This window comes from Brevibacterium sp. CBA3109, assembly GCF_040256645.1.
In the GTDB taxonomy this organism is placed as follows: domain Bacteria; phylum Actinomycetota; class Actinomycetes; order Actinomycetales; family Brevibacteriaceae; genus Brevibacterium; species Brevibacterium koreense.
In genome coordinates this window covers 140,597-154,598 of sequence record NZ_CP158281.1, presented here as the reverse complement: position 1 = coordinate 154,598, position 14,002 = coordinate 140,597, and the positions used below count along the sequence as shown (strand labels likewise).

Annotated in this window: 10 protein-coding genes and 1 pseudogene; 6 read left to right on the top strand and 5 right to left on the bottom strand. The window is 64.5% G+C overall.

Annotated elements, in window-relative coordinates:
* A complete protein-coding gene (locus AAFP32_RS00710; protein WP_165770348.1) occupies window positions 1–357 on the top strand; it encodes a helix-turn-helix transcriptional regulator in 357 nt (118 codons plus the stop codon).
* A gap of 15 nt (window positions 358–372) precedes the next feature.
* Here AAFP32_RS00710 and AAFP32_RS00705 read toward each other — a convergent pair whose 3' ends face one another.
* The gene (locus AAFP32_RS00705; RefSeq protein ID WP_350270192.1) at window positions 373–3,915 is read right to left on the bottom strand and encodes a DEAD/DEAH box helicase; all 3,543 of its coding nucleotides are present in this window, start codon (window positions 3,913–3,915) and stop codon (window positions 373–375) included.
* Between the two features lie 61 nt (window positions 3,916–3,976).
* Complete coding sequence (locus tag AAFP32_RS00700) at window positions 3,977–4,840, bottom strand: aldo/keto reductase (RefSeq protein ID WP_350270191.1); 864 nt, start codon at window positions 4,838–4,840, stop codon at window positions 3,977–3,979.
* Between the two features lie 149 nt (window positions 4,841–4,989).
* Here AAFP32_RS00700 and AAFP32_RS00695 point away from each other — a divergent pair, with 149 nt between their 5' ends.
* Window positions 4,990–5,625, top strand: coding sequence for a hypothetical protein (locus AAFP32_RS00695; RefSeq protein ID WP_350270190.1), 636 nt, complete (start codon window positions 4,990–4,992; stop codon window positions 5,623–5,625).
* A 12-nt stretch (window positions 5,626–5,637) separates the two neighbouring features.
* Here AAFP32_RS00695 and AAFP32_RS00690 read toward each other — a convergent pair whose 3' ends face one another.
* The 3 genes from AAFP32_RS00690 to AAFP32_RS00680 all read right to left on the bottom strand — a co-directional run bounded on the left by AAFP32_RS00690 (window position 5,638) and on the right by AAFP32_RS00680 (window position 8,819).
* Window positions 5,638–6,579 (bottom strand): phosphoglycerate dehydrogenase, encoded by a 942-nt coding sequence (locus tag AAFP32_RS00690; RefSeq protein ID WP_350270189.1) that lies wholly within the window; start codon window positions 6,577–6,579, stop codon window positions 5,638–5,640.
* A 22-nt stretch (window positions 6,580–6,601) separates the two neighbouring features.
* Complete coding sequence (locus tag AAFP32_RS00685) at window positions 6,602–7,960, bottom strand: dihydrolipoyl dehydrogenase family protein (protein ID WP_350270188.1); 1,359 nt, start codon at window positions 7,958–7,960, stop codon at window positions 6,602–6,604.
* Window positions 7,961–8,051: 91 nt separating this feature from the next.
* Window positions 8,052–8,819, bottom strand: a complete 768-nt coding sequence (locus AAFP32_RS00680; RefSeq protein WP_350270187.1) for a GntR family transcriptional regulator — start codon at window positions 8,817–8,819, stop codon at window positions 8,052–8,054.
* A 190-nt stretch (window positions 8,820–9,009) separates the two neighbouring features.
* On the opposite strand from AAFP32_RS00680, the gene AAFP32_RS00675 reads away from it, so the two are divergent.
* The 4 genes and pseudogenes from AAFP32_RS00675 to phnE all read left to right on the top strand — a co-directional run bounded on the left by AAFP32_RS00675 (window position 9,010) and on the right by phnE (window position 13,928).
* Window positions 9,010–10,218, top strand: coding sequence for a TIGR03364 family FAD-dependent oxidoreductase (locus AAFP32_RS00675; protein WP_350270186.1), 1,209 nt, complete (start codon window positions 9,010–9,012; stop codon window positions 10,216–10,218).
* Window positions 10,215–11,278, top strand: a pseudogene (locus AAFP32_RS00670) (phosphate/phosphite/phosphonate ABC transporter substrate-binding protein). The gene AAFP32_RS00675 and the pseudogene AAFP32_RS00670 overlap by 4 nt, the downstream one beginning before the upstream one ends.
* Before the next feature lie 11 nt (window positions 11,279–11,289).
* A complete protein-coding gene (gene phnC / locus AAFP32_RS00665) occupies window positions 11,290–12,249 on the top strand; it encodes a phosphonate ABC transporter ATP-binding protein (RefSeq protein ID WP_350270185.1) in 960 nt (319 codons plus the stop codon).
* Window positions 12,249–13,928 (top strand): phosphonate ABC transporter, permease protein PhnE, encoded by a 1,680-nt coding sequence (phnE, locus tag AAFP32_RS00660; RefSeq protein ID WP_350270184.1) that lies wholly within the window; start codon window positions 12,249–12,251, stop codon window positions 13,926–13,928. Before phnC ends, phnE begins: the two co-directional genes overlap by 1 nt.
* The last annotated feature ends 74 nt before the right edge of the window (window positions 13,929–14,002 follow it).

Here is a 14,002-nt window from a genome sequence, read left to right as displayed (position 1 = left end):
GTGGCCGTGTCCCCCTCCCCGGAGGAGCAGGAGTGGATCGACCATCGAGTCGACTCCTGGGTTGAGACGTACAAGAAGTCGATGCTCACCCCGGTCACGCTCTCCCTCGTCGCCGAGCATCAACCGGCCGAGGTCTCAACCATCGCCGAGGCGGTCACCGCCGCCACCGGGTGGCAGATCACCGAGCGCGGCCTCTACCGTACGGTAAAACGTCTGCAGGATTCCGGCCTGCTGCAGAGCGCCGCCGTCGCCGCCCCGCGGACCGGGGCGAAACGCAAACTCCTGACTCTGACCCCGCTGGGGGCGAGCTTTCTCGACGGAATCAGGGGCAACCTCGTCGAGGTGCCGGGCGGCTGACGATTCTGACGAGGCTCACCCCTCCAACAGACCCTTGATGTCCGCGGCCGAGATCACCTCGCTGAATGCACTGCCGTCGTCCATGAGCGCGGTGAAGAGTTCGGCCTTCTTCGTCTGCAGCGCCAGCACCTTCTCCTCGATCGTGTTCTCGGCGACGAGTCGGTAGACCATGACCTGCCGGGTCTGACCGATGCGGTGCGTCCGGTCGACGGCCTGATTCTCTGCCGCAGGATTCCACCACGGGTCGAGCAGGAACACGTAGTCCGCCTCGGTGAGGGTGAGGCCGAATCCCCCAGCCTTGAGGCTGATGAGGAACACGGGAGCGTCGCCCTCCCGAAAGGTTTCGATGACCTTCGTGCGATCCTTGGTCGACCCGTCGAGGTAGACGTAGTCGATCCCGCTGTCCTCGAGTTCGGCCGCCACCGCACGCAGGTAGCTCGTGAACTGGCTGAACACGAGCGCCCGATGACCCTCATCCCGGACCTCGGCGAGGTGACTCATGAGCACACTGAGTTTGCTCGAGGCGATCCCGGAGTCCGCATACTCGGCGACGATCCCCGGATCGAGCGCGAGCATCCGCAGCAGCGTCAGTGACCGGAAGATCGCGAACCGGTTCTTCTCGAACTCCCCGAGGAGGCCGAGCACCTGCTTACGCTCGCGCTGCAGCACCGTGTCGTAGAGGCGCCGGTGCGCTGGCTCCAGCTCGACCCCGAGTATCTGCTCCTGCTTCTCCGGCAGGTCCGCGGCCACGAGATCCTTGGTCCGGCGCAGCATGAATGGCCGCAACCGCGACCTCAGCCGATCCATCCGCTCGGGAGACTCTCCCGATTCGATCGGGCGGACATAGTCCTCCCTGAAGCGCTTCGCGTTCGGAAACAGTCCCGGCGAGGTGATCGCGGCCAGCGACCACACATCGGTGAGCGAATTCTCCATCGGCGTGCCCGTGATCGCCAGCCGGAACGGGGCCTCGAGTCGCCTCGCCGCGCGGTGCGTCTTCGCCTGGTGATTCTTCATGAACTGGGCTTCGTCGTAGATGAGGCCTGCCCAGTCGAGGGCGGCGAATTCGTCGATGTCGAGACGCATCACCGCATACGAGGTGACGACGATGTCGGCACCGGCGACCGCCGCGGCGACGGAGCGCTTGCGCTTCTTCGCGGTCTCTCCCACCGCCGTCACGCTCAGGTGCGGGGTGAATTTGCGGGCTTCGAGCACCCAGTTCGCCACCACCGAGGTGGGGGCGACGACGAGGAATGGGGCCTGAGTCTCGGTCTCGCTTTCGGTGCGGTCGTGGTCGATGAGAGCGAGCGTCTGCAGGGTCTTGCCCAGACCCATATCGTCGGCGAGGATCCCGCCGAGGCGGTGCTGCCGGAGGAACGCCAACCAGCGGAACCCCTCCACCTGGTAGGGCCGCAGCTGCGCGTTCACGGTGTCGGGCACGGCCACCTCGGCGATCGTATCGAGGTCCCTCAGCCCGCCGATGAGTTCGATCCACTTCGGATCGTCGGCGATGTCGTCGGCGAGATCCTCGAGTTCGTCGTACAGGGCGGTCTGGTAGCGGCTGATCTGCGGGTTCTCCGGCGAGAAGCCATCGAGGGCATTCGCTTCGGTCAGCAGTTCACGCAGACGGCCGAAGGCGGGGTTGTCGAGGGAGAAGAACGATCCGTCGTCGAGGATGAGGTGGGTTTGCTCCCTCGCGAGCGCGGTGAAGAGTTCGACGAAGGGGATCTCGTGGTCATCGACCGTGATGTCGATGCCGAGGTCGAACCAGTCCGAGTCATCGGTCTCCTGCGTGCGGAGGCTGACCTGCGGGGTCGCGTCGAGTTCACGGAATTCCGGGGCGTTGTCGCTGTCGGCGAAGGTAACCGTGACGTCATCAAGTTCTTGGATTCGGGGCAGGATCCGGGTGCTGAAGGTGGCGGCGTCGATGCCGGTCAGGATGGTCGATTCCGTTCGGGCGGCGTCGGGGTCGATGGTGCGCAGGCGACGGAGGACGGCGTGCTCAAACTTCTGGTCGCGACCGCGCACCTGGTCGGACAGTTCGCTGCGATGGGGCACCAAGTGGAATGTCCGCTGTGGCGAGTAGTAGGTCCATGACCAGCTCAGACGCATCGTCGGGGTGGATCGGCCCGGGCCGCGGTCGCTCTTGTCTGCGCCGCCTCTGGCGGACCTGCGCTGGTCGGGGTTGTCGTAGCTGATGTGGAGGTTGAGGTGCGGGGACTTCTCGACGGGCAGGTCCACGGATCCGTCGCTGCTGATGACTCGGTCACCGGGACCGCTATTCGTGGCGCCGAGGTCGGACTTCTTCCCGGTCCCGACTCCCCGGATCCCGCCGCGCCTCTCGGGCGACTTCCGCAGCAGCGGGAGGACGCGGTCAACGAAATCTTCGTGCCCTTGTTCGGGGATCCTTGTGGCCGCGGGCCCTTCGAGAAGGGTGCGCTGTGCCTCGGTCATCGGCTCGGTCAGTGGCGCAAGTGTGACCACGGCTTTCGCCGTGCCCACCATGTCCAGGCGGTACACGCCGCCGAGTCCGATAGGACGGACTTCGTGAGCCTGCACCGGCTGATCGTCGATGACGACTGCGGACTTGAGCACGAGGTCGTCGTCGCTGCGCGTGACATCGAGCTGGAATTCGGCCCGTTGCCCCAGCCGGATTGCGATCTGCTTGTCGGCGCTGACAAGTGGAATGTCGAGGTCAGCAGCCTGACCGAGCAGCTCCCACAGGAAAGGGGAGCCGAAGTCGTCGAGCCGGATCGTTGCCGACGACTGTGCATGGCCGAATCGGCCGAGCCCGTCGTCGAGGGTGACCAGTCGGTAGAACCATTCGAATTGGTCGGCATCGAAGCGCGAGGCGTTGAGTCGTGAGGTGAACCAGTGCCAGCCGGCCTGCCCCTTGATCCAGTTGTTCTTCGCTCCAGGGATCAGCGGCCGGACGTGCAGCTGCGGTTCCGCCTCATCAGGGATTTCAGCGGCCTTGAGTCTCGATGGTGACCTATTGAAGTAGCTGCGCTGTGGGGCGCGGTGGAGTTCGAAGCCGAGTGCCACGGTCTCGGGCTGCGCGCTCGGCCGACGCGAGACCTCGATGATGCGGTCAAGCCGCTGTCTCCATTCCGGTACCCGAACCTGTCCGACTGTCGATCGCCCGCCACCGATGATCGCGCCGAAGTCGGAAGGGTCGACACCCCTGACGTGTTCAGTTTCGTCTTCTCCGATCGCGCGACGATAGTCGTCCATGATCGCGGAGGTCCGCTGTTCGAGCATCTGCTGATTGTTGACGATGACCACGGCCACGCAGTGCTTGCAGTCGTAGCCGACCGGACAGGTGCAGACGGTGTCGACGATCTCGCCGGGTCCGCCGTCGTCTAAATCATCAAAGGTGATCGTGGTCTGATACAACCCCGCGGAGCCGGCCACATCGGCGACGAGCTGCCGGTCGGATTCGTGCCAGAGGATCCGCAGCACCTGACCTTTGCGCGCATAATCGGTGCCCCGCGCGAAGGTTCCAGGGTCGACGAAGGCCTTCAGCTCGTCTTTCGGGACGATGGTCATTGCTCGATCCATGCCGCCAGTCTTCCATCTGCAGCTGACATGCGTGGCCAGCCGGCAGCAATGAGGCCCGGCCTCACATCTCTTCGTGCGTCAGGGGATCCCGGTCCTTCATCCGACCGCGCTCGAGCCCGGAGATCGCAGCCACCTCGGCGGGGGTGAGGGCGAAGTCGAAGACGGCGGCGTTGAGGCGCTGGCGTTCGGGGTTCGCCGACTTCGGGATCGGAATGGAACCGACTTCGATATGCCAGCGCAGGACCACCTGGGCGGGGGTGACATCGTGGGCGGCGGCCGCCTCGGCGATGGGGGTTTCGTCGAAGAGCCCCTGGTCACGGTAGAGCGGGGACCAGCTCTCGGTCTGCACGCCGATGGAGCGGTGGAAGGCGATGAGATCGGCCTGCGGGAAGTACGGGTGGAGCTCGACCTGGTTGACGGCGGGGGTGACCCCGGTTTCGTCGAAGAGTTCGGTGAGCATGTCCTCGGTGAAGTTCGAGACGCCGATGGACTTCACGAGCCCGCGCTCGCGCAGTTCGATGAGCCCGCGCCAGGTGTCGACGTACTTGCCCACGCTGGGATTGGGCCAGTGGATGAGGTGGAGGTCGAGGTAGTCGAGGCCGAGCCGGGCCAGGGACTCCTCGGTGCTCGCGATCGCCTCGTCGAAGCCGTGGTGGCGACCGGGGATCTTCGAGGTGACGAATAGGTCCTCGCGTGGGGTGACGGTGTTCGCGATGGCCTCACCGACCTCGCGCTCGTTCTCGTAGTTCACCGCGGTGTCGAGGAGTCGGTAGCCCGCGTTGTCGACGGCGTTCACGATCGCGTCGACGCCTTCCTCGCCTTTCATCGCGTAGATGCCGAGCCCGAGCTGTGGGATGGCGCGTCCGTCGTTGAGGTCGAGGGTGGGCATGATGGCTGGGGTGGTGTCGTCAAAGGAGTTGGCCATGGTTCCACCCTATGACCGCCGAGGTTGCGCTGGCCAGGGTGTTCACCGTGAGTTTGGACAGGGGATCGTGGGTGAACGCTCCCTGTGAGATCCCCCGCGAAGGCACTGCCGCGGGGTTTTCACAAAGCAGCTTGGGCTAGCGTGGTCGCATGGAGACCAATGCGCGAGCTACGGAGCGGAGATTCTTTCGCCGTATTCGCAGGCTTGCGCGCTGGCAGGTGGCCTTTCTGCTGCCGAGCGCCGGATTGGTGGTCGCCGCGCTCCTCCACGCCGCCCAGTGGGTGACCTCGGCGAGCTTCGAGGACTCCGGGGCCACCTCGGCGCTGTTCATGCTCTCATTGGCCATCGGCGCTCTGAGTGTCGCGGTGTTCCTCGGTGTGATGCTCACGTACGTGGCGACTCGGTTGGCCGAACTTTATCGATCGCCGTTCGCCGAACCCGGTCAAGATCGGTGGCCGCTGCGGCTCATCGCGGTCGGAGTCTTCGTACTGCCGCTCATGATGCTCGGCCAGTATTTTCAATGGTACGCGGCGTCTGATGGTTTTGAGATCTGCCCGGAATCCGTCGGCGGTGACGATGTGCTGGGATTCTCCGTCACCGCCGACTATCTCCCGCCGAGCCTGACCTGCTCAGGCGACACCGTCACCGGCCAGGAGTTCTCCGTGACACAGTACGGGTTCCCCTTCTACGGGTTCCTCGCCGGGCTGGTCCTGGCGGCGGTGGGGTTGGCCGTGCTCATCATCGTCAGGGTGCGGTCGCGGAGGCGTAAGTGCGCTGAGGTGTGAGGTCGGATGCGCTCAGACGATGAGCCCGGCCGGGTCTTTTCCGTCGAGCACATCGATGACGGCTTGGGCCGCGGCCAGGCCGGCACGTTCACGGGCCTCGACCGTCTGACCGGCCAGGTGTGAGGTGATCCAGACGTTGTCGAAGTTCCGCAACGGATTGTCTTTCGACATCGGTTCGGTCTCGAGGACGTCGAGGGCGGCACCGGCGATCTGACCGTGGTCGAGCGCGTCGACGAGAGCGGCCTCGTCGATGAGTGACCCGCGGGCGGTGTTGATGAGGTACGCGGTGTCCTTCATCGCCGCGAATCGGTCGGCGCCGATGATCGGGGTGCCGGTCGCTCGGGCGTGGAGGGTGAGGTAGTCGGCGGCCGCGACGACGGTGTCGACTTTGGCGAATTCGATGCTCGGGTCCGCCTTGGTATCCGGGTGGGAAGTGCCGACGATGACTTTCATGCCCAGAGCTGCACCGATTGCGGAGATTGCCTTGCCGCTGGGACCAAAGCCGATGACACCGAGGGTCTTGCCGCGCAGTTCCCTGCCGGCGGTGCGCGGCCATTGCCCGGACTTAGTGCCGGTGATGACGTCGTTGAGACGTTTGGCGCAGCTGAGCATGAGAGCGAGCGCAAGCTCGGCAACGGCGTCGTGGTTGACACCGGGGGTGTTGGCCACGTGAATGCCGAACTCTTCGGCCGCGGCGATGTCGACGGAGTCGTATCCGACTCCGCTGCGCGCGAGGGTCCGGAGGTCGGTCGCCTCGGAGAGCATGTCACGGGTGATCGGTTCGCTCGCAACGATGGCACCGACGGCACCTTTGAGGAGATTGCGCTGTTCATCCTCGGTGCGGGAACCGGCTGCCGGAGAGTAGACGGGGTCGAGTCCGTGATCCCGCAGCAGCCGGTCGACGCTGTCCCCGGGGCCCAGGTAATCGGTGGTGATGACGATGAGACGGCTCATGATGGTGAGCCTATCGCGTGCCTCACTTGAGTGCGCCGAGCACCTCGTTGAGCGCCTCGGTGGCGGAGGGGTGGGTGTAGATCGTGTCGCGCAGCTCGGTCGCGGTGACATTGTGGCGCATGGCGAGCGCGACGGTGTTGATGACCTCCTGCGAGTGCACGTGGACGAGGGCCGCGCCGAGGATGAGGTCCGTCTTCGCGTCGACGACGAACTTGACGATTCCGCGCGGGTCGCCTTCGATCTTCGCCCGCGGTGCCGCGGCGATATCGGCCTGCAGCTTCGCTCCGACCTTGATCTCATAGCCTTCGTCGCGAGCGGCCTTCTCGGTCAGGCCGACGCGGGCGACGGGCGGGGTGAGGAACATCGTGTACGGCACGGACCCGCGGTCCCTCGTCGACCGTTTGCCCTCGCCGAGAAGTTGGTCTGCGAGGATCCGGTTGTCATCGAGGGAGATGTAGGTGAACATCGGTCCGCCGTTGACGTCGCCGAACGCGTACACGCCCTCGGCGGAGCTGCGCAGGTACTCGTCGGTGACGATGAACCCGCGCTCGTCGGTGTCGATGCCGGCCTTCTCGAGGCCGAGGCCGGCTGTGGCGGGTTTGCGTCCGACGGCCAGGAGGACCGCCTCGGCGTCGATGGTCTTCGTTTCTCCGTCGACCTCATAGGTCACGGTCGCGGCGTCGGCGCCGTCGTTGACTGCGGTGACGGAGGCGTCGTTGACGATGGTGACTCCGTCGTCGGCGAGGGCTTGGGCGACCACCTCGGCGACGTCGTCGTCTTCGTTCGCTAGCGGGCGGGGTCCGCGGTCGAGGACGGTGACCTGCGAGCCGAAGTGGGCGAACATCGATCCGAACTCGAGTCCGATGTACCCGCCGCCGACGATGACGAGGCGTTTCGGGAACGGGTCGACGTGCTGCAGCGATTCGGAGTCGTGGATGCGGCCGCCGAGCTGGGCACCGTCGATGGGTGGGATGTTCGCGACGGATCCGGTGTTGACGATGACGGTATCGGCGGTGATCGTCATGGTGTCGGCGCCGCCGGTGACTCGGACTTCGCGTTCGCCGGTGAACTCCGCACGACCGGAGACCAAGAGGACCGAGTCGAGGTCGTCGAGCATGGAGAAGTTCTTCTTCCGCATCGCCCCGGTCAGAGTGTCGCGGCGCTTCACGGCCTTCGCGAAGTACTCGTCCATGTCATCGTCATCGCGCTTGTTCTCCGCGTCGTGGACAAGGATCTTCGTGGGGATGCAGGCGATGTTGATGCAGGATCCGCCGATCATGGCATCGGAGGCCTCGACGACGGCAACGCGCTTGCCGGCGCGGGCCATGGTGCCAGCCAGGGTCTTTCCGCCCTTGCCCCACCCGATGACGAGTAGGTCCACGTGCTCGTGCTGATCAACTGTGTTCTCGGCGATGATCGATGCCTTCCAGCAGATGATTCGGTTCCGCCAGCCTACTCCGGCCCAGTAAACCTCAAAACTCGCCGAGGCGGCTCGACGTCAGCGCCATCGAGCTGGGATTGCCCCGAGTGGAGTTCATCGTGAAGCTGGCCTTCCACGGGAGGTAGCGGTCGTCCGAGGACTCGATCAGCTCGCCGGTGCTCGTGAACGCGCGACGTCGAACCCGCAGCAGCGGAGTGCCGACCGGGACCTCGAGCAGAGCGGCGTCGTCCTCATTGGCTCCGATCGCATCGATGGTCCGTGAAGTTCGGCTGATGTCGACACCTTGGTCGATGAGCTCCTGGTAGATCGACCCGGAGTCGGTGTCGAAGGCGAGCACATGACGCCCGACTTCCAGCGGGTAGTTCAACCGCTCGACCATGGTGGGCACATCATCCATGAGGCGGAGCCTGAAGACTGAGACGATCGGGTCTCCGTCTGAGATCCTCAGGCTCGCGGCCAGTGACTTCTCAGCAGGCCTGCGGGTGACCCACTGGGTGCGCTGGCCTGGAACGATGTCAGCATTGTGGCACCACTGGGAGAAGGAAATGATGTCGTCGAAGGACTGGGTGGGCACATTGTCGAGGACGACCGTCCGACGCCCTCGCCCCGAGGAGATCAGCCCTTCGGTCCGTAGGGTCGACAGCGCTTGGCGAACTGGGCCGCGGGAGCTGGTGAACTTCCGGGTCAGCTCCGCTTCCGAGGGCAGTTCGTCTCCGGGCTGAAAATAGCCCTCACGGATCGCGGTTCGCAGGTAGTGGGCGATTTCGTCGTGCTGCTGTCGCGTGCGCTGCTGTGTCATGTGTACTGGTCTCGTCTGCGTCGGGGATGAGGACACGTGCTTCCAACTGTATTGCTGTGCTTACTTCCTATTCGTCTCGGATGAACCGGGAGTGCCGAATGGGAGGCGCGACGTCACGAGCAGGTGAACAATCGCCAAACTTGTACATACATGTACTCAGCCTACGGCAACAAGCGACCAGGATGGGGGAATGTCGAAAACTGATCTCATCATCGTCGGCTCCGGAATCCTGGGCCTGGCCACCGCATTCCTCGCACACCGACAGGGCCGCCGCGTCCGCGTCATCGACCGCTCCGCACGACCGGTCGGCTCCTCCATCCAGAATTTCGGGCATGCCTGCTTCACCGGGCAGGCCGATGAAATCCAAACCCTGGCCATGACGTCTCGCGCCGGCTGGCAGGAAGCCGCGGCAGCAACCGGGATCTGGGCCGCCGAAACCGGCACGTACGTCCCCGCCATGACCGAGCCCGAACTTCGCATCCTGCAGGAGTTCGCCGCTCACAGAGGCTCGGACCAGGCGCGAATGCTCGAGGCCAAGGAGGTCGCCGCGGCTATCGGCAATCCTGATCTCGGCGCCATAGGCGGAGCCCACCTGCCCCTGGACATGCGCGTGAACCCACGGGAGGCCGCACCGGCACTCGCGAGGTGGCTGGCCGACCAGGGGGTCGCGTTCAACTGGAACACAACCGTCACCGAGGTGGCCGGAGGCGCCGTATCCACCAACCGCGGCGACTTCCACGCCGATCAGATCGTCGCATGCCCGGGTCTTGGCCTGACCGCCCTGTTCCCCGCCATCGCCGATGCCAATCAGGTTCAGATCTGCACCCTGGTCATGTCACTCATCGAACGCCCACAGCACCTGCCCTCCGGGTTCGCGATGTTCACGGGCACCTCACTGGCCCGCTACGACGGCTTCGCAGCGATGCCAGGAGCTGCCGCCCTGCGTGAGGACCTCACCCAGCGCGAGCCGGAGCTCGTCGACGCGATCGCCAACCTCATGGTCACCGACATCCCGAGCGGACTGCTCATCGGGGACTCGCACGCCTATGACCTCAGCCCCGAGCCCTTCATCGACGAAGGCATCGCGAACCTCCTGCTGGACAGGGCCACCACCCTCATGGGCATCGAGGAACCGCTCGTCCTCCAGCGCTGGCTCGGGCAGTACACGAACAGCACCGACACCAACCTCATCCTCGAGCGCCCCGACAGCCAGACAACAGTCGCCGCGGTCACCTCGGGCGTCGGAATGACCCTGTCATTCGGAATCGCAGACCGCATCCTCAACGACTCTGCGCTCGACAGCGGAGCAGCCGCAGAATCCGACCTCTTCGCTGAGACCGGGGCCACATTCGCGACCGGCGCCCCAACCGCCGATGAAGTTGTCATGTCCGATCAATGAACAGGTCAGAATTGTATAGACATGTTGTTTCGGGTTGTCGAAGAATGAAACCAAGCGATCACCCCGACCATTCGAAAGGCAGGCCGCCCATGGCCCTGTTCCCACGCTTCCGTTCCCGTACAGCGCGATCTCACACTGCCCGTTCCCGCACCGTCCGCTCTCTCACCGCAGCTGCACTCGCTCTCCCCCTGCTCGCCGCCTGCGGGTCCTCCGGCAGCGATGACGAGCCCATCACCTTCGCCGCAGTCCCCGCCGAGTCGTCATCGACTCTGGAGTCGACATTCGAAAATGTCACTGCGCTGCTCGAGGAGGAGACCGGCAAGAAGGTCGAGTTCCAGAATGCCTCCGACTACGCCGCTGTGATCGAAGGAATGCGCGCTGGCCAGATCGATGCGGCCTCATTCGGACCCTTCGCCTATGTCATCGCCAAAGACTCCGGCATCGACATGGAACCGGCGGCGGCTCCGACCAGCGATCCGGAGAAGGTCCCGGCCTACACCTCTTTGGCCTACGTCAAGAAGGGCTCGGACATCAAGGGTCTGAAGGACCTCAAGGCAAGAACGTCTGCTTCGTCGACAAGGCCTCCACCTCGGGCTATCTCGTGCCGATGAAGGGGATCATGGACGAGGGTTTCGACATGGACAAGGACATGAAGCAGATTCTGACGGGCGGTCACGACGCCTCACTGCTGTCGCTGGACTCCGGAGAATGCGATGCGGCATTCGCCCACGACACCATGCTGGGAACCCTCGAGGAATCCGAACAGGTGAAGGCGGGCAGCCTGGAACAAGTGTGGGAATCCGATCCCATCACCGAGGACCCGATCGCGGTCAACAACGAGTCCCTGGACCCTGAGCTGGCCAAGAAGATCACGACCGCCCTGCGCGAAAAGGCCAACATCCCAGCCATGGTCGACGCCGGCGTCTGCTCTTCGAAGGACGGCTGTGTCCTGCCCGAAGAAATCGAATACGGATACAAGCCCGTCGACGACTCCGACTTCGACTCCATCCGCGACATCTGCGACGCCACCAAGGCAGACGCCTGCAAGAACGTCGGCTAGAAGAGGAACCCATGAGCATCCATCGAAATACCACCAGCACCACAACCACTGAACTCCAGCGAGAGATCGACGAAATCTACTCCGTTCAGCTCGACCACGTGACAAAGGGCTTCGGCGGCGGAGTCCTCGGACTCGATGACGTCAACATCGGGTTCCGCACCGGCAGGGTCACCGTTCTGCTCGGGCTCTCCGGTTCGGGTAAGTCGACGCTCCTGCGTCACATCAACGGCCTGCACACCCCCACCTCGGGCACGGTGCGCGTCCTGGGTCAGGACGTGAGCTCAGCTGGGAAACGAGAGCTGCGGGAGCTGCGCCGAAACATCGGCGTGATCTTCCAATCCTTCAACCTCGTCGGTCCGATGTCCGTGCTGGAAAACGTCTGCGCAGGGCAGCTCGGCTCGTTGAAGGGACCGCGCATCTCGCTGATGATGTACCCGAAGTCCGTGCGCCGAGAAGCCATCGAGAAGCTCGACCGTGTCGGCCTGGCCGAGCGTGCCTACCAGCGCGCGGACACACTGTCGGGAGGTCAGCAGCAGCGCGTGGCCATCGCCCGGGCGCTCATGCAGCATCCCACGGTGCTGCTGGCCGATGAGCCTGTGGCCTCGCTCGATCCGGTTTCCGCCCTCGACGTGATCAACCTGCTGCGCCAGATCGCCGAGGAGGACAATCTCACGGTCATCGCCTCACTCCACCAGGTTCAGCTCGCCATCGACTTCGCCGATCGGATCATCGGGCTGCGCGGCGGCCAGGCAGTCCTCGACCGCAAGACCGAGGGCCTGAGCGCCGAGGAGGCTTCGACGATCTATTCGAGTGTCTCGGGAATGGACCTCGCCGAGGCTGGGGTCGGCTCCCGAACAGAAGCCGAGTCCTCTTACGCTTCGTCGGACCCGACAATCGCATCACCCAGGGTCAGCGCCTCACGTCATGTCAGCGCATTACGCCCCGCGACCCCGACAGGTGTCACCCGTTGATGTCCACGCTCGTCGAGACCCCGCCCGAGGCTACGGCAGCACCGGCGCGTCCGCGTCCGACCGGGCGCGGCATCGCCGCATTCCTCGTGATGCTCGCCCTGGTCATCGGAGGCGTGTGGTCGATCGGTTCTCTCGGCATCGATCTGGGCACCATCGTCGACTCCGTCGACAATGCGGTGAACTTCTTCGCCCGCATGTTCCCTCTCGACTTCCCACCATTGGCAGAGACTCTCTCGTTGGTGTTCGAGACCTTGGCCATCGTCTTCCTCGCGACTCTGCTTTCAGTTGCCTTGTCCATTCCCGTTGCCCTGGCCGCCGCCCGACCGACTCGGTGGGGAGTTGCCTCACAGTGGGCCGCTCGTGCGCTGACGGTGCTGGCACGTGCGGTACCAGACCTTGTGCTCGCAATCATCTTCCTGCGTATGTTCGGCCTCGGAGCCACCGCCGGAATCATCGCCATGGGCATCCACTCGGTCGGAATGATCGCCAAGCTCTACGCTGACGCGATCGAGGAACTCGACGACGGTCCACGTGAGTCGGTGGAGTCTCTCGGCGGCAGCCGTGCTCAGCAGATCATGGCGGCCATCCCCCAGACTCTGATGCCCCAGCTCATCGCGACAGCACTGCACCGCTTCGATATCAATCTGCGCACCTCGGTGCTGTTGGGTTACGTCGGTGTCGGCGGCATCGGGCTGGCGATCGCCGATTCTCTGCGGACCCTGGATTATCAGCGTGGCATGGCTCTTGCTGTGCTCGTCCTGCTGCTGTGCATCGGCATCGAACTCGTCTCCGGCGCCATCCGCGCTGCGCTGATGAGATCGGCTGGGCAGAGGATCACCGGCGGCACCTGGGTCGATCGCCTGTTCAACCGCAGTCGTGAATCCGGTGTCAACGATCTCCACCTCACGCCACCGTGGAGTTCGGCGCGGTTCAAGCGCTTCCTCTCGATCGCGCTGATCGTGATCTTCACTGTGGCGGCCCTGTGGCGCGTGGATATGTCCTGGTCAGGGCTCATGCAGGGGCTTCTCGACCTGCCGAAGACCCTGGCGCTGTTCTTCCCACCATCGGCCGGTGGATCCATGTCCAACCTCTTCGAACAGCTGCTGGTCACCGTGCAGATCTCACTCGCGGCCACCCTCATCGGCGCAGTCCTCGCGATGCCGATCGGCATCCTCGCTGCCCGCAATGCCGTCGCTAATGCCTATGTGCACCAGACGTTCAGGGTGATCATCGTGATCGTGCGTGGCATCCCCGAGCTGATCCTCGCGATCATCTTCGTCGTCATCTCCGGTCTGGGTGAGGTCGCCGGAACCTTGGCGCTGTCGATCGGCGCAATCGGCCTGCACTCGAAGCTCATCGCCGACTCGCTGGAGGAGACGGACATTCAGGTGCAGGAAGCACTTCGGGCTACTGGGGCCAGTGACGCCCAGGTGTTCTTCTCGGCCACACTGCGCCAGGCGGCCCCGGCCTTCGCGGCCCACACGATGTACTTACTCGACAACAACATCCGCTCGGCCACGCTGCTCGGAGTCGTCGGCGCCGGCGGCATCGGATTCCTGCTGCTCAACGCCTCACGGGTCAACCAGTTCGAGGTGGTCACCATGGTGCTCATCCTCATGGTCGCCGTCGTCCTCGCCGTCGAAGCGCTGTCGATGTGGCTTCGCAGGGCCGTTCGCTGACGCCCACCCCTGTGCTGAAGTCCAACAGTTTTCACACACCTCGTTCCACACGTTCCGATCCCTCACACCCTGTT

What these genes read in the sequence shown, in the direction of transcription:
- AAFP32_RS00705 (WP_350270192.1), bottom strand. Translation starts at nt 3,915, where the DNA reads ATGGATCGAGCAATGACCATCGTCCCGAAAGACGAGCTGAAGGCCTTC.
- AAFP32_RS00700 (WP_350270191.1), bottom strand. Translation starts at nt 4,840, where the DNA reads ATGGCCAACTCCTTTGACGACACCACCCCAGCCATCATGCCCACCCTC.
- AAFP32_RS00695 (WP_350270190.1), top strand. Translation starts at nt 4,990, where the DNA reads ATGGAGACCAATGCGCGAGCTACGGAGCGGAGATTCTTTCGCCGTATT.
- AAFP32_RS00690 (WP_350270189.1), bottom strand. Translation starts at nt 6,579, where the DNA reads ATGAGCCGTCTCATCGTCATCACCACCGATTACCTGGGCCCCGGGGAC.
- AAFP32_RS00680 (WP_350270187.1), bottom strand. Translation starts at nt 8,819, where the DNA reads ATGACACAGCAGCGCACGCGACAGCAGCACGACGAAATCGCCCACTAC.
- AAFP32_RS00675 (WP_350270186.1), top strand. Translation starts at nt 9,010, where the DNA reads ATGTCGAAAACTGATCTCATCATCGTCGGCTCCGGAATCCTGGGCCTG.
- phnC (WP_350270185.1), top strand. Translation starts at nt 11,290, where the DNA reads ATGAGCATCCATCGAAATACCACCAGCACCACAACCACTGAACTCCAG.
- phnE (WP_350270184.1), top strand. Translation starts at nt 12,249, where the DNA reads ATGTCCACGCTCGTCGAGACCCCGCCCGAGGCTACGGCAGCACCGGCG.